This window comes from endosymbiont GvMRE of Glomus versiforme (assembly GCF_003546845.1).
Window position 1 is genome coordinate 507,471 of sequence record NZ_NWVA01000009.1, and the last position, 21,471, is coordinate 528,941.

General features: G+C 30.3%; 26 protein-coding genes and 1 tRNA gene. 10 read left to right on the forward strand and 17 right to left on the reverse strand.

Translation table 4 applies throughout. The features are described 5' to 3' along the window. Positions 1 to 3: 3 nt before the first annotated feature. The 3 genes from GvMRE_RS13025 to GvMRE_RS13035 all read right to left on the reverse strand — a co-directional run bounded on the left by GvMRE_RS13025 (position 4) and on the right by GvMRE_RS13035 (position 3,010). Complete coding sequence (locus GvMRE_RS13025; RefSeq protein ID WP_147411655.1) at positions 4 to 567, reverse strand: hypothetical protein; 564 nt, start codon at positions 565 to 567, stop codon at positions 4 to 6. Positions 568 to 657: 90 nt separating this feature from the next. Further along, positions 658 to 1,227 carry an aminoacyl-tRNA hydrolase gene (pth, locus tag GvMRE_RS13030; protein WP_147411656.1) on the reverse strand — a complete coding sequence of 190 codons (570 nt, stop codon included), beginning with the start codon at positions 1,225 to 1,227 and terminating at the stop codon, positions 658 to 660. Positions 1,228 to 1,249: 22 nt separating this feature from the next. After that, the gene (locus GvMRE_RS13035; protein WP_147411657.1) at positions 1,250 to 3,010 is read right to left on the reverse strand and encodes a DUF885 domain-containing protein; all 1,761 of its coding nucleotides are present in this window, start codon (positions 3,008 to 3,010) and stop codon (positions 1,250 to 1,252) included. A gap of 421 nt (positions 3,011 to 3,431) precedes the next feature. On the opposite strand from GvMRE_RS13035, the gene GvMRE_RS13040 reads away from it, so the two are divergent. From GvMRE_RS13040 to GvMRE_RS13050, 3 genes are all read left to right on the forward strand, one after another. Then, complete coding sequence (locus GvMRE_RS13040; protein ID WP_147411658.1) at positions 3,432 to 3,923, forward strand: hypothetical protein; 492 nt, start codon at positions 3,432 to 3,434, stop codon at positions 3,921 to 3,923. Continuing rightward, entirely contained in the window at positions 3,905 to 4,246 is a 342-nt protein-coding gene (locus GvMRE_RS13045) for a hypothetical protein (RefSeq protein WP_147411659.1), read from the forward strand. Before GvMRE_RS13040 ends, GvMRE_RS13045 begins: the two co-directional genes overlap by 19 nt. A gap of 278 nt (positions 4,247 to 4,524) precedes the next feature. Continuing rightward, on the forward strand, positions 4,525 to 5,376 hold the full coding sequence (locus tag GvMRE_RS13050; RefSeq protein WP_147411711.1) for an RNA-guided endonuclease InsQ/TnpB family protein: 852 nt from the start codon (positions 4,525 to 4,527) through the stop codon (positions 5,374 to 5,376). Positions 5,377 to 5,444: 68 nt separating this feature from the next. Here GvMRE_RS13050 and GvMRE_RS13055 read toward each other — a convergent pair. Then, a tRNA-Met gene (locus GvMRE_RS13055) sits at positions 5,445 to 5,520 on the reverse strand. Between the two features lie 86 nt (positions 5,521 to 5,606). On the opposite strand from GvMRE_RS13055, the gene tuf reads away from it, so the two are divergent. The 4 genes from tuf to GvMRE_RS13075 all read left to right on the forward strand — a co-directional run bounded on the left by tuf (position 5,607) and on the right by GvMRE_RS13075 (position 9,855). Then, positions 5,607 to 6,827: an elongation factor Tu gene (gene tuf, locus GvMRE_RS13060; protein WP_147411660.1), complete on the forward strand. Its 1,221-nt coding sequence runs from the start codon at positions 5,607 to 5,609 to the stop codon at positions 6,825 to 6,827. Between the two features lie 170 nt (positions 6,828 to 6,997). Continuing rightward, positions 6,998 to 7,441, forward strand: coding sequence for an SsrA-binding protein SmpB (gene smpB, locus GvMRE_RS13065; protein ID WP_147411661.1), 444 nt, complete (start codon positions 6,998 to 7,000; stop codon positions 7,439 to 7,441). A gap of 159 nt (positions 7,442 to 7,600) precedes the next feature. Beyond that, positions 7,601 to 8,776: a class I tRNA ligase family protein gene (locus GvMRE_RS13070; RefSeq protein ID WP_147411662.1), complete on the forward strand. Its 1,176-nt coding sequence runs from the start codon at positions 7,601 to 7,603 to the stop codon at positions 8,774 to 8,776. Next, complete coding sequence (locus GvMRE_RS13075) at positions 8,767 to 9,855, forward strand: hypothetical protein (RefSeq protein ID WP_147411663.1); 1,089 nt, start codon at positions 8,767 to 8,769, stop codon at positions 9,853 to 9,855. The genes GvMRE_RS13070 and GvMRE_RS13075 overlap by 10 nt, the downstream gene beginning before the upstream one ends. 213 nt (positions 9,856 to 10,068) lie before the next feature. On the opposite strand, the gene GvMRE_RS13080 is transcribed toward GvMRE_RS13075, so the two are convergent. From GvMRE_RS13080 to GvMRE_RS13090, 3 genes are all read right to left on the reverse strand, one after another. Beyond that, positions 10,069 to 11,307: an AAA family ATPase gene (locus GvMRE_RS13080; protein ID WP_147411664.1), complete on the reverse strand. Its 1,239-nt coding sequence runs from the start codon at positions 11,305 to 11,307 to the stop codon at positions 10,069 to 10,071. Between the two features lie 148 nt (positions 11,308 to 11,455). Further along, the gene (locus GvMRE_RS13085; protein WP_147411665.1) at positions 11,456 to 12,094 is read right to left on the reverse strand and encodes a polysaccharide deacetylase family protein; all 639 of its coding nucleotides are present in this window, start codon (positions 12,092 to 12,094) and stop codon (positions 11,456 to 11,458) included. A 47-nt stretch (positions 12,095 to 12,141) separates the two neighbouring features. After that, positions 12,142 to 12,366 carry a hypothetical protein gene (locus GvMRE_RS13090; RefSeq protein WP_147411666.1) on the reverse strand — a complete coding sequence of 75 codons (225 nt, stop codon included), beginning with the start codon at positions 12,364 to 12,366 and terminating at the stop codon, positions 12,142 to 12,144. A gap of 1,430 nt (positions 12,367 to 13,796) precedes the next feature. Between GvMRE_RS13090 and GvMRE_RS13095 the strand changes: the two genes are divergently transcribed. Both GvMRE_RS13095 and GvMRE_RS13100 read left to right on the forward strand, forming a co-directional pair. Further along, on the forward strand, positions 13,797 to 14,117 hold the full coding sequence (locus GvMRE_RS13095) for a hypothetical protein (protein WP_147411667.1): 321 nt from the start codon (positions 13,797 to 13,799) through the stop codon (positions 14,115 to 14,117). 152 nt (positions 14,118 to 14,269) lie between these two features. Beyond that, a complete protein-coding gene (locus GvMRE_RS13100; protein WP_147411668.1) occupies positions 14,270 to 14,731 on the forward strand; it encodes a hypothetical protein in 462 nt (153 codons plus the stop codon). Positions 14,732 to 14,977: 246 nt separating this feature from the next. On the opposite strand, the gene GvMRE_RS13105 is transcribed toward GvMRE_RS13100, so the two are convergent. The 7 genes from GvMRE_RS13105 to GvMRE_RS13135 form a co-directional block, all read right to left on the reverse strand. Next, on the reverse strand, positions 14,978 to 15,790 hold the full coding sequence (locus tag GvMRE_RS13105; protein WP_147411669.1) for a leucine-rich repeat domain-containing protein: 813 nt from the start codon (positions 15,788 to 15,790) through the stop codon (positions 14,978 to 14,980). A gap of 152 nt (positions 15,791 to 15,942) precedes the next feature. After that, entirely contained in the window at positions 15,943 to 16,527 is a 585-nt protein-coding gene (locus GvMRE_RS13110) for a type II toxin-antitoxin system PemK/MazF family toxin (RefSeq protein WP_147411670.1), read from the reverse strand. 3 nt (positions 16,528 to 16,530) lie between these two features. Further along, positions 16,531 to 17,220 carry a hypothetical protein gene (locus GvMRE_RS13115; RefSeq protein WP_147411671.1) on the reverse strand — a complete coding sequence of 230 codons (690 nt, stop codon included), beginning with the start codon at positions 17,218 to 17,220 and terminating at the stop codon, positions 16,531 to 16,533. A gap of 172 nt (positions 17,221 to 17,392) precedes the next feature. Further along, a complete protein-coding gene (locus GvMRE_RS13120) occupies positions 17,393 to 17,740 on the reverse strand; it encodes a hypothetical protein (RefSeq protein WP_147411672.1) in 348 nt (115 codons plus the stop codon). 23 nt (positions 17,741 to 17,763) lie between these two features. Continuing rightward, positions 17,764 to 18,195, reverse strand: coding sequence for a hypothetical protein (locus tag GvMRE_RS13125; protein ID WP_147411673.1), 432 nt, complete (start codon positions 18,193 to 18,195; stop codon positions 17,764 to 17,766). Between the two features lie 532 nt (positions 18,196 to 18,727). After that, entirely contained in the window at positions 18,728 to 19,015 is a 288-nt protein-coding gene (locus tag GvMRE_RS13130) for a hypothetical protein (RefSeq protein WP_216361653.1), read from the reverse strand. A 59-nt stretch (positions 19,016 to 19,074) separates the two neighbouring features. Further along, positions 19,075 to 19,311 (reverse strand): hypothetical protein, encoded by a 237-nt coding sequence (locus GvMRE_RS13135; protein ID WP_147411675.1) that lies wholly within the window; start codon positions 19,309 to 19,311, stop codon positions 19,075 to 19,077. Positions 19,312 to 19,791: 480 nt separating this feature from the next. On the opposite strand from GvMRE_RS13135, the gene GvMRE_RS13140 reads away from it, so the two are divergent. After that, positions 19,792 to 20,022 carry a hypothetical protein gene (locus GvMRE_RS13140; protein WP_147411676.1) on the forward strand — a complete coding sequence of 77 codons (231 nt, stop codon included), beginning with the start codon at positions 19,792 to 19,794 and terminating at the stop codon, positions 20,020 to 20,022. Between the two features lie 18 nt (positions 20,023 to 20,040). Here the strand turns inward: GvMRE_RS13140 and GvMRE_RS14615 are convergent, their stop codons facing one another. From GvMRE_RS14615 to GvMRE_RS14055, 3 genes are read right to left on the reverse strand one after another with little or no spacing between them, the layout of a single operon-like run. Beyond that, positions 20,041 to 20,322 (reverse strand): Hsp20/alpha crystallin family protein, encoded by a 282-nt coding sequence (locus tag GvMRE_RS14615; RefSeq protein WP_147411712.1) that lies wholly within the window; start codon positions 20,320 to 20,322, stop codon positions 20,041 to 20,043. A 4-nt stretch (positions 20,323 to 20,326) separates the two neighbouring features. Then, positions 20,327 to 20,932: a protein-L-isoaspartate(D-aspartate) O-methyltransferase gene (locus GvMRE_RS13150; protein WP_147411677.1), complete on the reverse strand. Its 606-nt coding sequence runs from the start codon at positions 20,930 to 20,932 to the stop codon at positions 20,327 to 20,329. Between the two features lie 14 nt (positions 20,933 to 20,946). After that, positions 20,947 to 21,099, reverse strand: coding sequence for a hypothetical protein (locus GvMRE_RS14055; protein WP_172575439.1), 153 nt, complete (start codon positions 21,097 to 21,099; stop codon positions 20,947 to 20,949). Between the last annotated feature and the right edge of the window lie 372 nt (positions 21,100 to 21,471).

A 21,471-nucleotide genomic window follows, 5' to 3' on the forward strand; every position in this document is an offset into this window, starting at 1 on the left:
ATTTTAATTATTTTTTTCTACCTCTTTCCATTTTTTAAGAAAACTCTCTGTTAATTCATAGTATTCCCATTTTTTTCCTTTTTTCTGCAAAAATTCTTCGTATTGGGAAAGTTCAGTAAATTTCATCATTTCTTCACCCTCTTCAAGACTCACTTTAAGCTCAAAAATCGCCGGAATCAAGCAAAAATTCTTTATTTCATTCTTTAAATCAGAGAGACTAATATCTTTATCAGGATTAGTAATTTTTTCCACCGCTGCTTTTCTAAAGTTTCATTTTATTTCTTCTTTATTACTTTTGGCTTTCCATCAAGTTGGAGAAACTTCTGGTCGTGTTTTTTTTAAAACTTCTGTTAATCAATATAAAAAAATCAACTCTCAGGGATTTATTCCCACTGAGATCCATTTCCGAGCCTCTTCATAATTATAACCTTCTTTTTTTCACGCTTCCACTCATCCAGGATTTTTTTCAAAGAGTTTATGAATTTTGCCCCACTCTTCTTGTTGGTTAAATTTAGGAATATCTACTTTTCTTGACTTCAAAACCAGAAAACCCATAATTGCCAACATAACTATCGATAATAAGGCAGCGCTAATTAATATTTTTTTTTGGCACTTCATTTTTCCTGACAAAAATAAGTTACAAACAATTTTACAAACTTAAGGTTCAAAATTATTGTATTTATTCATAATTTTTTCAAAATTATTTTGCTCAATTCAGAGACATAGACTTTCTAATAAAATAGGTAGTTTTTTTTCGATTTCTTTTTTTTCTTCGGAATTAACTTTTCCTAAAACTCAATCACAAATAGTGAATTTTCTATCATATCCAACCCCAATCCTTAACCTCTTAAAATTATTGCTTTTTAATAGTTCAATAACGTTTTTTATTCCATTATGACCTCCACCAGAACCTTGAGGGCGAAAACGAAATTTTCCCAGTGGTAAGGCTAAATCGTCATAAATAACCAAAACATTTTCCAAAGGTATTTGAAAATAATTTCTAAAAGCCGAAACACATTCTCCTGAATTATTCATATAAGTTTGCGGTTCTAATAAAACAAACTCTTTTTCAGCATAATTAGTTAAACAATATAAGCCATTAAATTTTTTTTTAGTTAGTTTTATTCCTAATTTATTAGCCAAATATTCGACAACTTGAAAACCTAAATTATGCCTAGTATTTTCATATTCTTTGCCAGGATTGCCAAGGCCTACAATTAATTTCATTGCTAATTATAAATCATTTATTTTAGTGATTAGCTATTCACTCCTGTACTCTTTTTTCTAATACATTGAGAGGTAAAACTCCGGAACCTAAAACAAGCTGGTGAAACTTGCGAATGTTAAAAGATTTTCCTAACTGCTTTTCGGCTACTTTCCTAAGTTCTAAAATTTTTCGTTCTCCTATTTTATAAGCCAAGGCCTGGGCAGGTAAAACTATGTAGCGGTCTACTTCCACAATAATCTCATGTTTTTCCATATGACAATTATCTGAAAAATATTGAATAGCCCAGTTGCGGCTCTTACCTAATTCATGAATCCCAGTGTCTATTACTAATCTAACTGCTCGCAAAAGTTCGGTAAATAATTGTCCAAACTGTGATTCTACGTCTTTTTGGTAAACCCCTAGTTCGTAACCCAATTTTTCAGCATAGAGACCTCAACCTTCCACATAAGCAGTGTAGTCTATATGTTTTCGGAATTCAGGAATATTTTCTATTTCTTGGGCGAGAGAAATTTGGAAGTGGTGACCAGGAATCGCTTCATGCAAAAAGACAGCTTTCATTTCTCATTTAGGACGTTTTTCAGGTTGGTAAGTGTTAGCAAAAAAAATGCCTGGCCTTTGTGTGGAGATAGCTCCTGGTATATAATAGGCTGCAGGATTAGATTTTTCAGAGTACTCTGGCACGGACTCTATGTTGTAGCCCAGTTGCGGAATTTTCTCAAAAAGCAAGGGTAAATTAGGCTCAATTTTTCGAGAAAGTTCTTGATAGCCTTGGATTATTTCTTCTCTTTTAGTGTAAAAATATTGTGGTTCCTGATGGAGTTTTTGAAAGTATTTTTGACAAGTCCCAGGAAAACCAGTAGATTTTAAAAGTTCGTCCGTTTTTTCTTGAATGTTTTTTACTTCAGTTAATCCAATTTGGTGGATTTCGGAAGCAGTAAGAGAAGTAGTAGTCATTTTTTCGACCAAGAATTGATATCATTCTTGACCTTGTGGCAAACTTTTTCAAGCAATTTCCGTTCGACAATTAGGAAGATAAGTTTGGGTTAGGAAGTTATGAAGTTTTTCGTAGGCAGGGATAACTTTTTTTCATAATAACGTTTTAGCCTGAGTAAAGATTCTTTCTTGAAATTTTTCAGAAAAATTGATAGGTAGTTGCTTGAAAGATGCAAAAAGGGGATTTCTTTCTAAATCTTTCACGGTGTGCTCTTTAACCTGCGATGGAACATCTCGAAGAGTAATTTGGGGAGGAGTAATTTTTTTTTCGAGACCTTTTTGCAGTAAACTAATAGTTTGGTCTATCAAAAGAGGCAATGAAATTAAGCGTTGAAGGCGATTTTCTCAATCTTTTTCTGTTCGCTGGGGCATTATTAACAAAATGCGAGCAATATCTTGTTGAACACCAGACATTTGGTCCAATATTAAATATTCGCTATGAAAAAAGTGGGATTTGATTTCATTGTCAAGTTGCTGTTGAAATAGATCGTAATTTAACTGTTCAGAAGCATCAAGTTCATTATAAGGAATACTCTTGAGTGTTTGTAACTTAATTTGATTTTTTTGGTGGTACTCCTGTAATTTAGCTTCAGAAAGGTCAGTTCAACGATGATCATGATCTGTTGTTCCTAAATAGGTAGCAAATTCGGGAAAATCCTGTAAATCTTCTTTTCAAGTTAGATCAAATAATTCCTTCAAACGAGAAGAGACTGATTTATTTTGAACATTTTTTGAAATTAGTTGGCATTCAACAGCAAAATTTTTAAGAGAAGATGAGTAAATTTTCATATTAGTATAATTAAAAATTATATTAGATTGTTTTTAAAGTAAGTAATAAATAAATTTTTTTGTCTTTCTAAAAGTAAAAATCAAATTTTCATTGAAAATTAAAGTCAGTTTTGTGCAAACAAAAAAAGCTATTCATAGCTCCAAAAAAAACAAAATAGATCTTTTAAGATATTTTGAGAAATGAAATAATAAAAGCTATCAGTAAAACTATGCTAATATAATTGTTATTTTAAACTTATTCGAACTCCATAAATGTAGTGGTTTTTCTTTTCCTTGATAAAGAATAAATCCAGAAACACCAATGCGTGTTTTTGAACTTTTTGTAATATTATGTAATATTAGTTAATTATTACTCGAGACAAAAGCAAAAACATAAAATTATCTTTGTATTAGTTTAACTAATATATGAATATTTAAAGAAATGACAAATAGCAAATATATAATTCCAAAAGAAAATATACCAAAAACAGAAGAAATTACATATTTAGACCAAAATTATCAACCTCAAAGTTATGAGGAGTTTATGAAAACTTATGAGCCAAATGAGGAAACTGATATTATTACCGAAGCTGAATGACAGGATAGATTATTACATGGTTCCCAGTATGGTCCAGGGAACAAGCAGTCAAAGCAGACTGCTGCTAGTGCAGGAATTGGTGCTGGTTTGGTAATTACTACTGCTATTTGTCCTCCATTAGGGGGAGCAATGTCAACTGCTTGCACCGCGACAGGATTGGGAATAAAAGTAGTTGGTGAGATTAGTGAAAATGAGGATTTAGCGAAGGTTGGTGAAGTTATTGGCATGGCTGGCTCAGTAGGAAGCATGGGTGGAAGTTTTATTGGTAGTTCGGGTCATGCTTGTGCTGGATGTAAAACTCCTAGTGGTAAGGAAATATGGAAAATAAGGAAGTAAAAAAAACTTTTCCTAAAGACTCCCGTTTGTTTGAGTTTTTTCTCAAAAAACACCATCTAGAAGTAAAAAAGCATGATTTAGTTAGTCAAAGTTGAAAAGAGATTTTTTGGATGCAGTTGTCGACTTCCTCTGTTTTGTGTGCTAGTTTTTGAAAAAGAAATGATTACTTATTTTATGGATTATTTTTTCTTTTTGCTATTTCATTCCTAGTTACTTCGCTTCGCTCACTCAATAGGTATTATTTTAAATTGCCTTGGTGCCAACGTAAATTAGATAAAATTGACCATCAGATTATTGAGGAATTAAAAAAAACCTGGTCTTAATATCTCATTCCAATAAACAAATCCACTTTAAGCCAGCTAAAAGTAGAGTTTGGCTGGCTACTTATTAATCTTTAAAATTGGCTAACTGGCTTTAGTTTCTATCTGTGTTCCCAGTTAGCCAATTTTAAAGTCTAAACATACCCCCATCCTCCTATACTCAATTCACTTTTTGAGAAGCCTCAACTTCATCACATTTTTAAAGTTTTCCAAATGAGTTTCCTTTGTGTAGTAATAACCTAAACGGCATAAATATTACATTTTCAAATAAAATTTCCTCAATGAAGAAAACTTACGAATATAGGGTTTATCCAAATAATAAAACCAAAGCAACCATAAATCAAATTCTCGAAGCTTGTTCTTGATTTTATAATTACCTTTTAGAACAATTTAGAAAACGAGACCAAAGAGGAGATAAACAACCAACTAAAATTGAGTTACAAGATTCTTTAATTCAAATAAAAAATGGTAATCCTTTACCTAAACAAGTTCAATTTCATATACTCCAAGATGTAGCGAGGAGAGTTTGTAAAACTTGGCAGGATTATAAGAGGCTTAAACAGTTAGATAATAAGAAAAAACATCCCAATACTTATAAAACTACTTTTCAATATAACGAAAAAAAAATAGTTACAGTTCAGCAAAAATTAAGCCAAAAAGTTCGGGGTTCGCAAAACTGAAAAGACACTAAACTTCAATTAACTAAAAAATGAGAAAAAGTGGTTAATCAAGCTAAACACGAAACTTATCGAGTAGTAAATGAACTAGTTAAGAAATATGATGAGATTGCTGTTGAAAACTTAAAGGTAAAAGAAATGATAGAGAAAGGAAATTTAGCCAAATTTATTCAAAGGGCAAGATGAGCTATTTTATTCCAAGTTATCTCTGACAAAGCTTCAATCGCTGGTCGGAGATTAGTTCGAGTAAATCCTAAAAACACTACTCAAATGTGTAGTTGTTGTGGTGAATTAAGTAAGGAAAAACTTAACTTAGCACAGAGAGCTTTTGAATGTTGAAATTGCAATTATAAAGATGATAGAGATATAAACTCAGCTAAAAATATTTACAAATTAGGGTTCGATAAGAGCCTTCTTTCTGAAGTTGGAGGAAAAACATTTTGAAATGTGTTATAATCATAGGCAATTGAAACCTAAAGTGGGTTCATAAGACAGTTTTTTTCGGCGATATTCATAATTATTTATGGTAGCAGCGAGAGGATTTGAACCTCCGACCTAACGAATATGAGTCGTTTGCTCTGACCACTGAGCTACGCTGCCGTTAGATAAATTTTAGTCTCCTCTATCTTTTTTCAGCAAAACAGTAAAATAATAAATATATTCAATATAATAAAAAATAAACATTTATGGCAGAAAATATAGTTCGCGGAAAAAAATTCGATAGATCTAAACCTCATATAAGTATTGGTGGTGTTGGTCATGTTGATCATGGCAAAACAACTCTTATAGCTGCAATAACTAAACATTTAGCAAAAGAAAAGTTAGCACAATTCAAAGATTATAACGAGATTGATAAAGCTCCTGAAGAAAAAGAGAGAGGAATAACGATTAACACTTCTCATGTTGAATTTGAAACTTCTAAAAGACACTATACTTGAATTGATTGTCCAGGACATAAAGATTATATTAAAAATATGATTAGTGGAGCTGCTCAAATGGATGGAGCAATATTGGTTGTTTCGGCAGAAGATGGAGCTATGCCTCAGACTAAGGAACATCTGCTTTTAGCAAAGCAAATGGGAATTAAGTACATGGTAGTTTTTATTAACAAAGTGGACGTTGTTTTAGACTTAGAACAGATAAAATTCGCAGAAGAAGAAATTAAAGAAGAAATAAAAAAACATGGTTACGATGCAGAAAATACTCCCATTATTGCGGGATCGGCATTGTGTGCTCTAGAAGAACGTAATCCGGAGTTGGGAGAAAAGTCAATTATCGATCTATTAAACGCAATTGATAATTATATTCCTGACATACAGCGTGATGAAACATCTATTTTCAGAATGCCCATTGAAGAAATTTTCACTATTTCTGGCCGTGGGACGGTAGTGAGTGGAAAAGTAAAACAAGGCGTGTTAAAAAAAGGTGATGAAGTAGAGGTGATAGGTTTAAAAGGTGATGCTATAAGAACCATTGCTGTCAGCATAGAAATGTATCATAAAGAACTGGAAGAGGCTAGAGCTGGTGATGATGTTGGAATAAACTTACGAGGAGTTAAAAAAGAAAGCTTAAAGAGAGGTCAAATTCTTAAAAAAGTAATTGGTAAGAAAGAAGGAACTAAAATTTATAAAAAATTCTTTGCCCATGCTTACGTATTATCTGAAGAGGAGAAGGGGCGACATAGTAACTTTAAAAGTGGCTATCGTCCGCAGTTTTATTTTAATACTGCTGACATAACTGGAACAATAGTGTTGGAAAATAAAGATGAAGAAGCAAAGCCAGGAAGTAGAGTAGAATTTACAGTTGAATTAATTAAGCCAATGGCTATCGAAAGTGGTGACAATTTTATTATGCGAGAAGGAGGACGCACTGTTGGTACAGGAAGTGTTACAAAAGTTATTGAATAAAAAAAACCTATGATTAGATCAGTGCAAAAGGAATATTAAAAATTTCTCAACAAAACAAAAAAAAAGAGAACTTAAAATATTAAAAATTATTATGGAAAAATAGTGGATTTTCTTGACTATGATTAAGTAACTTTTATTCCTACTAGATCTAAAGCTTTTAAGTGGTAATAATGGAAAAAAAAGTAATTACTCAAGTCAGAAAATATCTCTATAGTTACCGAATAATCAGCAAATATGTTGCAGGAATAGTATTAACGGGTAATGAAATAAAATCACTTCGTAATTATCAGGTCTCAATTAGCGAAGCTTATGTATTACCACAAAAAAAGGAACTCTATATTATAAATATGCATATTGCAACTTATAAATGCTCTTATGTTATAGAATCAACTCATAGCGCTGAAAAAAAAAGAAAATTATTACTTAAAAAGAGAGAAATAAATAAGTTGGTTAATGTTATGAAAGCCAAAAAATACGTTCTTATCCCTTTACAACTTTTTATTAGTAGTAAAGGTTGAGCAAAATTAGAAATTGCACTGGCTCAACACTTACGCAAACACCAAATTAGAAAAAAGGAACAAGAAAAGGATTTTCTTCCAGAAGAATTTTACTAAACTTAAAAGACTTAAAATCTTGATGTGGTCGATGTGGTCGGACCGTTAGTTTTTCCCTACTTTTTTTTGATTTTTTAACTAGGTATTTTAATCGCCGTTTTAGTTTCTTAAGTTAGCTTTATTTGCGCTTCATTAGTAAGAGGGCTAAATAGATAAAATATGAATAAAAAAATTAGTAGTAACAATAAACTTTCTGTATGTTTACCCAGCACTAAAAAAATAATTGATTGGCCAGCAACTCTTTATGTGGAAGGCCAAGATCAGTTTCGAGGCTGGTTTAATTCTTCGTTAGTCACTTCAGTTATACTTACTAGTAAAGCACCTTATCAGCAAGTTCTTTCGCACGGTTTCGTAGTCGATGAAAAAGGATATAAAATGTCGAAATCTTTGGGAAACGTTATTGACCCCGAAGACCTTATCAAAAAGTTTGGGACTGATATTCTCCGTTTATGAGTAGTTAGTTCTGGTTTCACCAAAGAAGTAAAAGTTAGCATTCCAATTTTGGAAAACTTACGAGAAAGTTATCAAAAAATCCGGAATACCTTGCGCTTTTTGCTTAGTAATTTAACAAACATAACACCAGAATTAAAAAGTGAAAAAGATTTAGAAAAAGAATTAAACTTAATTGATTATTATATTCTTCATAAGTTAGAAAAATTGGTAGCGGAAAGACAAAAAAATTATAATGAATACAATTTTAATCCTACCTACTCCTCTTTATTGAACTTTTGTATTAATGATTTAAGTTCTTTTTATTTTGAAATTAGCAAAGATAGTTTATATTGTGATAGTCTAAATTCATTACGAAGAAAACAAATTATTACCACTCTTTATTATTTATTAGCAGGATTATTAAAAATTATTTCTCCAATGTTGCCTTTTTTGGCAGAAGAAGTTTACCAAAATATTCCTTTTCGGTTTGGTTTTGCTGGTCAAGAAAGCATTTATTTGGTAAATTTTTCTAACTTAAAATTTCCTTCTAATAATGAAAAAAATCTTGCCATAATTACTGATTTTTTTTTACCTTTACGTCAGAATGCTTACCAAGCCCTCGAAAAAGCCCGTCAAGAAAAAATTATCGCCACTAACTCCCAAGCCAGTTTGGAAATTTATCTCAGAGAAAAAAATAAATGAAATTATTCCGAACTTAACTTAGAGGAATTATTATTAGTATCCGAAGTTGAAATTAAAAAAAAAAGAGAAGAAGACATGCAAGAAGGCAATTTTTATCTGGTTAAAGTAAAAAAAACTGATAAAGAAAAATGTATTAGGTGTTGAAATTATCGGGATTTAGTAAATAATCTTTGTTTACATTGTAATAATCTATGACAGTAAAAATAATTACCTGAATACTCACAGAGAATGAGAACAAGGAAGAATTTAAAATCTGAAGTCAATTAAAGGTCGCACCTTTTAATTATCAAGGTAACACGATTGATTTTATAAGTTTTGAAGATTGACTCAAAGACTATTATAAAAAATTTCTTCATAATGATATAGAAAATAATAAAGTAGTTATAGAGGTAGATGAAGATAAACTTAAAATGGATACTAGGTTTCGAAAAGATATTTTGGATTTATCCGGAAAAGCTAAAATTAGTTTTTGAAATACCGCTCCAAGTGAATTATGAGTTAAAGTAATTAAGAAATCAAAACAAATTAAAGTCTCTAAGGATTTAAATGAATATAGAATTAATTTACAAATAGAAAAAAAAGAAGACTGATTAGCAGGCAGTGGTTATCTGACTCCACAATCCGACAGGTTGGCAATTTTACTCGATTTTGATAATGCTAGCGACCTCGATAAAACTTTTGATTATATAAGAGAAAACGAGGAGCATATTATTAGTTGAAGAGGACGAGCAAAATGGCAAGGAACAATAGGTGGCGAAAGGAAATGTATATTAAAAGGGCCGATAAGAAGAGTTAATGATACTAATACTAACCAACCAGATGAAGAAAAAGGATTAGAAGAAAAACTCGCGCTTTTAGTAGAACAAGCTGGCGATCTCATGAAGATAAAAAAAGAATTGCAACATGAATTAGAAAAGTTAGTAGAAAAAGACCTAGACGAAATCATCGCTGCTGTCGAGCAAGCTCTAAAAACAAAAGATAAAAAGCAAATTGACAGTAAATTTAAAGAATTACAAAACTTCATCGGCAGCCAATCTCGTCAGAAAAAACAGGCTTATGAAAAGCAAAAGAGAAAAGTTCAACAATTGTTATTAGAAAAAGAACAAAGTTCTCTCTATTCAACAACTACAACCGCAGATAATAAGTTTTTTGGGGATAAAAAGAAATTAATCGGAGGCATAACTATGATAGTAATCGTAGGATTAGTTGGTTTTGGCTTTTTTTATTGAAAAAACAATAAAAAAAAGAATCTTCATTCTTCACAGCGATTAGCATTTTAGTAAATCCAATTGTTTAATTTTCTTATGGAGAATAACATAAAAAAAATAGTAGTTATTGAATTCATCCACACTGAGCATCTATGAATTTCTCCGCAATTATCAATTATCCTTACGTAAATTTGGCAAATTAGAAGTCTAAATTTTCATGATCTGCGGAAGTGCGCCTTTTTTTGCAACTTCAGTTTTTCATTTTTGATTATCTTGTTCTTACCACTAATTTTTTGCTGATTCTAAAGCACTTCATTTTTTCTTACTTTTGGTTTCTTCACTTTTAATTTTCTTTCAGTAACTACAAATTAGTTTTGATATTAAAATTATAAAAAACAAAACAAATCACAGGTTATTAACATTTCGATTAAATTTCTCACAATTTTGCAGGTTTCGGACTTTATTTTCTAAATTTCATAATTGCTTTCCTATTTTTTTTATCAAGCCAATTTCTGGCTTTTCTTGATAAGCATTAGAAAAATCATAAGAAATTATCTGGTTTATTATTTTTTTAGTAATGATTATTTTACTTTTTTTTCTTCCTTGCTTTGCTTCTTTTAATCATTCGAGAAGACAGTAGTCAAAAACTTTATCTATAGCTTTTTCCAGTCTTCTGATTCCCTTTTCGTTTGTCTTACTAATTAAATTTTCTAGAGCTTCATTAGTAATATCAAATTCATTTTTGTCAAAACCTGCGTTACTAGTAAATCATTTTTGAATAATTACGCTGGCAATTTCTTTCTTTTGTTCAAGGGTATAAGGCTTTAGGTTAATAACTAGCATTCGGTCACTCAAATTTTTACCAATTTGTTTTAGGTCATTAGCAGTAATTACAAAAATTACCTGAGAAAAATCTAATTTGACTTCTAAGTAATAATCTAAAACTTCATGATTTTGTTTATTATCTAAAACATTTAACAAACAGTTCTTGATAGAAGAGCTAGTTTTATCAACTTCATCTAGCAAAATTACAGGATCGCAAACTTTGCTTTCTATTAATGCTTGGGTTAATTGCCCAGCATTGTTAGCTAGTGAATCAGCTTCACTTCCAATAAGAGTAGAAACATCAAATATTCCACCTAATGCTACTGAAAAAAATTTCTTTTCTAGAGCTTGAGCTACAACTTGAGCAAAAGTAGTTTTTCCCATACCTGATGGTCCGACTAGGCATAAAATAAAGGGTTCTTTTTTAACACCTTTTGGCTCTCAGTATTCTGCAATTTCTATCCTTTCTAAAATATTCTTTTTTTCTTCTTCAAATCCCACTTGTTTTTCAAATATTTGCCGAGCATTTGTTAAAGACGCTAGAGGAGAAATTGAACTATAAGAATTTATTAGCTCGTTAAGCATATTTATTTTGTTTTGCAGAATAACTTTTGCTATGCTAGGATTAAATAACAATTTACATTTCTCTTCTAAATATTCTTTTTTATTTTTTAATCTTTCAATAACCGCTTTAGTCACTTTTATTTTTTATTATTAGTTTGTTTTATTATTTCACTTTCTTTTTTTTTTTATTCAAAGTTTAAGATGATTTATTAGCCTGTTAAAAAAAATAATTAAGATTGCTCTTTAAATATTTCTAATTCATCGTTTTATTTAGTTTTTGTTTTTACTCTTTAATTTCCTCAATATGCTTGTCTTCTTCAGTGCAGACCCAAGTTTTATCCCTTTGAGAAGGTATAGTTTGCTCTTTAAACCAGGTGTTTTTTATATCATTTCCTAAACATTCAGCGACTGTTAAAAAGGTATAATTTTTGTTTTTAAACAAATCTATAGCAAAGGGCACGACTTCTTTAATAGTTGTTTCTTTTGTTTCATGGCTTAGAATCAAAAATGGACTCAAAAGATTGTTATTCACAGCATCTATATAGCGCTGTTTTTGCTCAATAACACTAATACCAAGACCATCACCAGAATCTAAATTAAATTGCACAACCGTGTAGTCTAATTCACCTAGAGTTTTCATAATTAGTTCATTATTAAAACCTTCTCCGAAAGGTAGACGCATGTACCTTGGTACTAGACCAACAATTTTACGCATCGCATTTTCTAAAGTTTTCATTTGATAAATAATTTCTTCTCTGTTGATTTTTGTCATGTTAGGATGGGACCAAGTATGAGATGCTAATTGATGTCCTTCGTTTACAGCTCGTTGCAAATTTTCTGTCTTGTTGAAGATACAATTGAAGTTATTTCCATTGATGAAAAACGTTGCGTTTACGTTTTCCTTTTTTAATAGGTCAAGTAACTCATCACCAAACTGCGATTAATTATAAGAATTTAATAAATATTGAGTTAGTTTAATTTACGGAAAATTAGCGTTAAATAGTTAAAATTTATTACTTCAGCCGGGCCATCGTCAAAAGTTAAAGCTACTGAATTATTGACTGCACAATTAGTAAAAAAGGCTGCTTGTAAATCACTTTTTCCTTTTTTTGTTGGATTAGATGATGAAAACGAAGAAAAGTAAGTAAGTATAAAAAAAAAAATTAAATTCTGCAACGAATTTAATTTAGTCATTTTTTCAAATAAAATACTTTGCTCAGGTAATTCATTAAAATGCTCTCTTTTCTGAAAGAACTGTGATTTTTAATTGCGCGAAAAATGTCAAGTTGTTTATGTTTGTTTTCTGATAACAGCAACACAGAATAAAATATTGTTTCGTATCGTTTTAAATTAATTGTTTCATGATAAATTTTTGTTATTTTTTTAAAAAAACGTTCTTACTATAAGTGTAAAACAAAGTAAAAATAATATGACAAATTTTTAGATTGTGAAAAGCAATAGAGATTTTTTTTTTGCTATTGTTCTCTTTTCTAAAATAATCATTTTAATATTAAATATTAATATATGCATTAAATTTCTTTATTTTCTTATCTTATTTCTTGTACTTTTTTTGTTTGTAAAATATGATAAATAAAACGTACATGTGATGTTGTGTATCATCCTGCTTAAAAAAATGAAAGTTTATTCAGCAATTTAGTTTAGTTATCTTAGTTATCATGATATTTGTTGGTAAGCGATATGCTTATTCCAATTTATGACAATATTCGTTAAAACTAATTTTTTCTTTACTTTTTAGGATAAAAAGTTTAACAACGGCTTAAATAAATGTTCTCACTCCGTCTAGCTGCCCATCTTTATCGCCCTTAATAATAGATCCAGAAAATTTTAGACCGGGAGTATATCAAGTTCTTGATCCAAACACTGATCCCAATGATTTATTGCTATGTCTTTTTCAAGATCAAAATTCTGTTCACACATGTGTCCAAGATAATAATGGTTGTACCGGAACGAACTTTACTTGTAATCCTTCTTATGGTCCTTCAATTATTTTGAGAGGTGTTTGTGTAGAATCTGTTTGTGCTTACATTCTAGGAGAGAACAGCAAGACAACTCGTTTTACTAATGTTACACAAACCTAATATTTGTAATTCCCTTGTTAGTTTGTCAAAATGTTACCTTCTTAGCATGAAACATCATACAAAATAACTACAAAGTAATAAAGTTTACCTTTATGGAATTATATAAACCTGTATTTTTTTATAACATGTATTAAATTATTCTCGAAAAAACAAACTTTATTATTTAGCTAAAACACTATTCAAACATATTATTTGTTAGTTAATATCTCCTTGAGTTTTGTGAAAAATTCAAACAATAATTGAAGCAAAAAATTTACAAGCTCAAAATGAAAAAGGCTTTTTCATTTTGATTATGTTTCAAATAAGTTTCGAATAAAAATAAAGAATAATTATGATCAATAAGAAAAAAATTGGATCAAATTATAAATATATTATCTCATCTTGGTTTTCAATTTTTCACCAAATTACAATCTGCTTTTGATCCGCACTTTTTTTACATTTTCTCTACTTAAATTGCTCTCGATAACGAAATATTCTAAATTCTCTATTTTATGTTCAAGCAGCTTAAATAAAATAGTATCCATTATGAAGTTTTCAATTGTTGTTTTGGTTGTTTTAACTCTTGTGTCAGTCGTTAGCGCAATAAATCTTGAGAAAAGAAGATTTGGTCAAGAACATACTTCCCAGGCTGATGCATGTTTCCAGAACATGAAAGATCTCTCTAGTGGTACTGGTTTTGAAGCCGAACTTGGTAATTTGTCAGGAGCCGCTGTTAGGGCACTTTTAGCCAAGGCTCCTGCTTGTGACCAACAAGACATTGCCGACTTAACTATTGACATTGCAAGAAGAATTGGCCAAAATGAAAGAAAGGGTAAATTATTTATAGTAGTTATCTTTTTTGCGTAAGTTAGAAATTCATGACGAAGGATTTTAGATTGCATTTAATGCCTTTATTTTTATATTGATGTCCATAGAAGTTTCAGATGCTAAAGATAGGGAAACAAAACTTATTAAAACCGCACAAGATTATCGAAAGCTTGAACGTAATACTCCTGGTAATGGTCAACCATCCTTGCTGTGTAATAGGTATGTATATTGCGCTAGGTCTTGCATGGTTATATCTTGTTACTCATATTATTAAACATTACAATAGAAAACCAAGAAATAAGGAACTCAGTGGGTTAATACAGGCCCAAGATCCTGCTGCCACAAGTTCCGCACCTACCGCCACAGATATTGCACCTAAAAGTCCCATAGTCACTTTCACAAATGGCCCTAACGCTTCAATCATTAAATCTACAAATACTATTCCTAGTGCTACAAACGTTCCTAATAATGTTGCGTTTGCTAATCCCCTTGGCGGAATCCAAATGCCGCTGATAAAAAAATTAGCTTCTAATTCTGGTGCCAATTTTGAAGTTAATGGATCTAAATTCCAGAATATTGGTGCTGCTCATAATCGTCAATGTGATATTCAAGTAAGTTACTTTCATTTGAACCATTATTATTTTAATCGGTAACTGTAATTAATTTCTATCCTTCTTTTTGCTTCACTTATTTTCTATAGCATAATTTGTGTGCTGATAAATCCAACAGCGACGGCAATAAAAAGACTTTTAGTGTTGGGCAATGTGATGCTCAAAACAATAACTGTAAAGCTGGTGATCCGATTTTTGCTTAATGTTATAAAAAACGAAAATAAATTAGCTTGTTTTGTGCTTATATTTTGCTTTTTCTAGATTTTTTCAGTAGTAAGCTAGTAATAACTATTTTTTAGGAGGAATTTCTATCTTACTTGCTGAGTAAGAAGTGCTTTGTTCTATCTGAGCTTGAATTGAACTTTCTTCATCCGAAAAGTCTAAATCTAGCAACCCTTCATCGTGGAGTTGTTTTTCTTTAAAATCTTCTTGTCAATCTTTTACACTTCCTTGATAAAGTTCTAGTTCTTTAGATATTTTTTTGACTTTACTGTTTGACCAGTTTTTTTTATCAATTCCATAAATAAACTTAATATCTGATGGTAAATATTCTAATCCTGAACTAATATCAGTATTGCTAATGTCTAAATACTCTAAATTAGTCAAATCCTTTAGCAGTTGCAAACTACCAACAAAGCGATTATAAATGCCTTTTTCTTTTTTCATCTTTTCATCATTTGTTAACATATAATAAGAGTTAGGGGAGTATTTGTTAGCTATTTTTAGTAATTCTAAATTAGTCAAATCTTTGAATATTGATAAATCTTGCTCAGGAAAATTATTGTTAGTAAGGCTTAATTGTCTTATTAGACTTGAAGGAGAAAATTTAATTTCTTGCAAAAAGTTATCTCGAGCCTCAACCGTTTCTAATTTGTTAAAATTACCTAAATCTAAACTAACTAGTTCATTTCTGCTACACACTAGACTTCTTAATTTAGGAAATGAGGAATTGATCTCTAATTCTGTAAGTTTGTTTGAATCACAACTTAGTGAAACTAGGTTGGACAATCCATTTAAAACTAATCGTTGATTATTTACAAAAGTACTAATATCTATCGATTCTAATTCAGGACAATTAGTAATAGTTACCTCGGTTATCAAAGTTTTAAACGCTTTTTGAGAATCAGTTGTGGTAATTATTTTTTTTAAATTAGGATAATTATCAATTACTAATTCGCATTCTTCTTCCCATCCGGTTATTAAATTAGTGAAATCAATAGTTTCTACATCCTCTTTGTCTGGATAATTCTGATCTAATCATTCTTGAGTACTTGAAAAAATTTTTTTGGATAATTCTTCTTTTTCTTTGGTTTTATTTCTACCCTTAATTGAACCAATTTAGACTCTAATTTTTGTCTTTCTTCTTCACTTATCCCTTTAAAAAGAAAATAAGGCAAATCTTGCAATCTACTCAATAATTCAATATCTCCCAAAAGTGCTTTTATTACTATTTTTTCTTGTTGTTCTATGCTACATTCTTCGTGTGTAAATGGATTTTCCCTTCATTCATTATAGTAACCCTGATGAGTAGCAAAACATCTTCTTAAAGTGTGAGGTATTAACTCAATACTTTGACTAATATTTAGTTCTTTTTTGGTTTTTTTGTAAGAAACTGCTTTACTTACTCGCAAAACTGCTTCTTTTCCTATTAAGAATAAGCAAAAAATAGTTCTTATTACCATTACTCTTTGACTGACTTCATTCTGTTCATCATTGCTGATAATCAGACAAGGACGGGTTTTTCTTATTTCGTTGCCTTTAACCGGATCTAATTCTACCCAGTAAATTTCTCCTCTTTTAACTCTTCGAGGTATCTCGGACGAACTAACTTTTAACATCTTCTAAGTTAGCGGCTTCTCACTCTTCTGTTTCTTTTTGGTATTCAGGAAGATTTCTAAGGCTTTATAAGCAATTAATCCTATCAAACAAACAACCACCACGGCAATTCCTCCATAAAAAAGAAGCTTGCCATATCCTGACTCTTGCTGATTATTACCTTTTTTTAAATCATTTAAATTTCCATCTTTAATTTCTTTTTTAAGTTTATCAACTATATTTAAACATACGTCACTACCAGGCTGATAAACATTAAAAACAGTTTTATTTCAATGTTCACGCACAGCTTTTTCTTGGGCTTGAAAAGGATTTTTTTTCTCTCAAAGTTCAATTACCTTACTTAATTGGTTTAATTCAGCTTGATTTAATTTACCATCAGAACGAGCTTTATCTTGCCACTTTTTTAAAAGTCTAACCACTTTTTTCGTGTATTCTTGTTTAGTTTCAGGATGAGCATGAGTGTGCTGTAAATTAACATTATAACAATTTACTCGCTTGCAAAAAGGATTAAAGGCTTGCTCATCCGAAAAAAAATTTACTGTCTGACTATATTCAACTCTAGAGTAAATCTTTGAATCAGCATCACTAGTATTATCACCAGGGGGAGACTGAAAAAGAGGAAAAGTAGCCGGCATTCAATTCTCCCGCAAGTCTTCAAATTCTATTTTTAGATCATTATAGGAATAGTTAGCCATAATTAATTTAGTTATATAACTTCTTTGAATTGTTTAGTCAAAGTGAAATTCTTTAAAACTTTAAATGTTGGCATAATTTTATTTGTTTTTATTTATACTTTTTAAAAAAACCACTACTAGACAATTAAGCCAATGATATCTACTAGGAGTGATTATTAGTTAGTTATTCTAATTAGACATTTACTAGTTTTCTCCACAGAGAAATTAATAAAATCATAATCAACACCGGTACTAGTAACATGTTTCTTATTTTTTCATTCCTTTGCTGCGCTTTTGAAAAAGGATAAGGAGGGAAGGAGAAAAACCAATAAAATAAACAAAAAATAAAAGTCATTGAAGAAAAAGCGATCATTGCACCTCAGAAATTGTTTTTACATTTACGACCACCGAGTAAAGACCCTAGTTGATCTAAAACAATTTTTAAAGAGGAAACTAATATCCCAATCAATATTGAAACAAGAAATAATCCCAATAACTTTCTTAATTTTTCTCCTCAGCTACACTCTTTTGCCACCATCATAATTTCTTTTATTATTAATAATATTATCTATAGTTGAGTTGAATTTGATAGACATGATATTCTTGTCTTTGTTGCTTTTGTTTTCTTTCTAATTTTTGTTTTAATTCTTGTCTAATTCTTTCGTGTTCTTGTTCTTCTTTAACTGAACCAATACAAGCGAGAAGTGTCTTCTCCAGCTTGTCTTTATGCTTTGAATTTCTTTCGTGTTCTGGCAAGAACAGTCTTAACCTATTCAGGAAAGGGAGATAATCTTCATTCTGCACTTCAACTCCAGAAAGAGTCGAGGAAACTCCGCCACTTCTTCTTAATTTTCTTAGACAAGAATTTACCAAATCATTAGCTTCGCAATGTTTATCTCAATTACTCTCTGTCTCTATATAAAGACCAACATTTTCTTCATTCATTTGCCAAATAAATTTCTTTTCAGTGTCCACTAAATTGCGTAATATCAACATGCATGATATGTTTTTTTCATGACATTTTTGTTATTATTCTTTTATTTCGTATTTAATATATTAAAAATGCTTAAATATCAAGGTTTTTTAAAGTTTTTTCTGACAAGGCTTAGCCTTTTTTCGTTGATATTTCTTTTACCGCCATTAAGGCGTGACTTTGCGATTACTAGTGATAAATATTCACCTTTGAAATTGTTTTACCATAATAATTACTTGAATTTTCTACATCTTATATACTACGTATATCATTTTAGTAATTAATAAATAAAACCTTGGCTATTTGGTCAATTAGGGATTTTGAAAAGAATAAGAGTAAAAAGAAGCCTTAATATCATCTGCGGTTAATTGCTGAAAAATTGTGATCTGAATTTCTTTTATTTACTACATATACTGTTTCTGCAATTTTTCTATGTCAGTCATATAACCATCAATCTTAGAATTTAAATAATCCAAATTTGCTGGTTTATAAACTATTTGAAATTGTGCTAAATGAGACAGTAATTTAGTTCTCGAATTTTCTCTGTCCTCTCTATTAAAAACTAATCTTCGTTCATCGTCAGTTTTCTCGTAATAACCAATTTTTTCCCAAATTTCGTCCTTTACCTAAATCAGCACTTAACTTTATTTCAATCTCTGCTCTTTCATGAAAGATAGAGTCTATATCAGAAATTTCGTTGTTTTTACCTTTTCAAACAATCGCTAAGTCGGTTATTATTAAACTCCTTTTTTTCTCAATCAACTTTAATTGGTTTAGTCTCAATAGTAAAAGCGGCATACTCTCGTCCCGCTCGCTCTCACTTCGGACGATAATTGCCTCCATGATCATGATCCAGGAACTTTTTAACTTTTAGTGGAAAAATTACCCTTTTGCTTTTAGTTTTATCTGAGATAATAAACAAACCCTTTCGTTTTTATGCTTTCTCAGTCAGATCTTCTAACGCGTTCTTTTAACAAAACTTGGAGAGGAATTTCTGCCTTCTCTATTTGTTTCTCAGACTGTTGACTACTATCCCTAGTGTTTTTAGAAACTTTATAAATAAAAATTCTAGAAGCAATCATTGCTAATAAAAAGACTAAAAAAACCACTATCATTCTTCTTTTTTCTTCTTTATTCATTACAGAGGATTAATTGAGATTTGAAAAACCAAATATTCAGATCATTTTTTTTAGAAAATACCTGTTGAATAATTAAGAGAAATTTTCCTTTTCATATAAATAATTTTACATTTAAGCAAAGAAGAAGCCAAACAATTAGCACAAATTCTCGTTTAAAAAGAATACCAAAGACATCATGAAAAATTTTCACGATTAGCAATAAAAGCCTTGAAGTCGTAGTTTTAATTAGTGAAAATTCAGATCGGCAAAAAGCCTATCATCTAGCAAACTATTTTCTAATTTTTTTATTACTGAGTAATAAGTAAAGAAAATTTTCCTAAAATTAGGAGTTTAAAAGTTAGTTTTTTAAATTAATTTTTAATAATTTATTTTGTTGACTTATTTTTAAGTATGAAAAGTTTCATAAGCAAAAAAGAAAGGGGTTAGTCTCCCAAAAAGAACCCAACCTAGCAAAAAGCAATTGGCATTTATTAAGTAATCATGGGAGCAGTTGAATTAAAATTTAGTGGATCCTTTGAAAGATCCAGTTATTTAAAAGAATTCCAATGTCCTTACTGTGATAAATTTATTACTGATCAAGACATTAGTAAAAATAACTATCGCTTATGAGTTAGTGATTATGCGAATGAAGTCACTAAAAGTGAAAGTTCAGTTTATGGCTTGGATTTCTGATTAAAAAGTGTTGAACATTTGAACTGTCTTCCTGATTAGGGAGGGATAGTTTTTTTATTATTCTATCCTAATCTTTTTACCTTTATTTTCTTCTGATTTAGGAATAGTAACAGTTAAGACCCCCTCTTTATAATCAGCTTTAATACTTTGACTATTAACAGTTCGAGGTAAATTGTAAGTTCTAGTAAAAGACCCATAACTAATTTCAGAAAAATGATATTTCTTATTAGTTGTTTCTTTTTCTTCTTCCTTTTCAGCATGAATTCGTAATTGATTATTGACTAATTCAATATCAATTTTTTCCTTAGGAACTCCCGGTAACTCAGCGTTTAGTATTAATTTATTATTTTAAATTTACAAACTTCACCTGAATTAGTTTTTGTTTTTCTATTTTGTCTTCTGCTAATTTTTTAACTAACACTAAATATTGTTCTTCAGTTTCTAATTCGAGAGGTAAAATCATTCTTCCTCCCACTTTTAACTGTTCTAATAATAAAGAAGGGATTTCAGTAGCAACAGCCGTAATAATAATCTTATCAAAAGGAGCAAGTTCCAATCATCCTTTTTTACCATCTCCAATTTTATAGTGAATATTATTAAAATTTGACTTATTTAATAATGACTGGGCCTTTTTGCTAAGTTCTTCGTGAACTTCAATGGTATATATCTCCTTGGCTAATTGTGCTAAAACAGCAGCTTGAAAACCACTCCCGGTGCCAATTTCCAGCACCTTATCAGTTTCTTTTAACTCTAATTTTTCCGTCATATAGGCGACAATGAATGGTTGAGAGATGGTTTGACCACAGTCAATCGGTAAAGCTGAATCACAGTAGGCTACTTCTTGGAATTCCGAAGAAATAAACAATTCTCTAGGTAGGGAACGAATAGTAGTTAAAACTTTTTGGCTAGTAATACCTTGGACTTCTAAGTGGGGATAGGGATATTTCATTTATGTTTTACTAACTAGTTTTTAGTAAGAACTTGAATTTGAGCGATTAATTGCTGATGGAGTTCTGGGATGTTTTGTTCTTTATTAGATAAATTTGCTTGTTGGATTTGGAGATCGCTCGAAAGTAGTTTTAATAAATTTTCTTTTTCTTTTTGAACTTGAGTCAATTGTTTAGTTAAGTTTTCTTTATCATTTTTTAAATTAATAATAATTTGTTCTTGTGCTCTTTTTTCATTATTAGATGCTTCTAATAAAGAATTAACTTGGTTAATTTACTGTTCTAATTGCTTAACTTTGGATTGTAAAAGTTTTTTTTTAGCTATTAAGAATTCTTGCGGGGAATTTCTTGGGTTATTCTCAATAAAAAGGTTAATTTTTTCTCTATTTTCTTTTCCCGGTAGTTTTGGTAATTCTCGGGATTTGTTTTTAACAGGTTTTGGTGGTAATTTCCCTACTAGTCATTTATCACTAATAACTTTTTCTTTTGGATCCTCACTGTTTTTCCAGTATGAAGCAGTAGTTCTAATAGAGGAATGTCC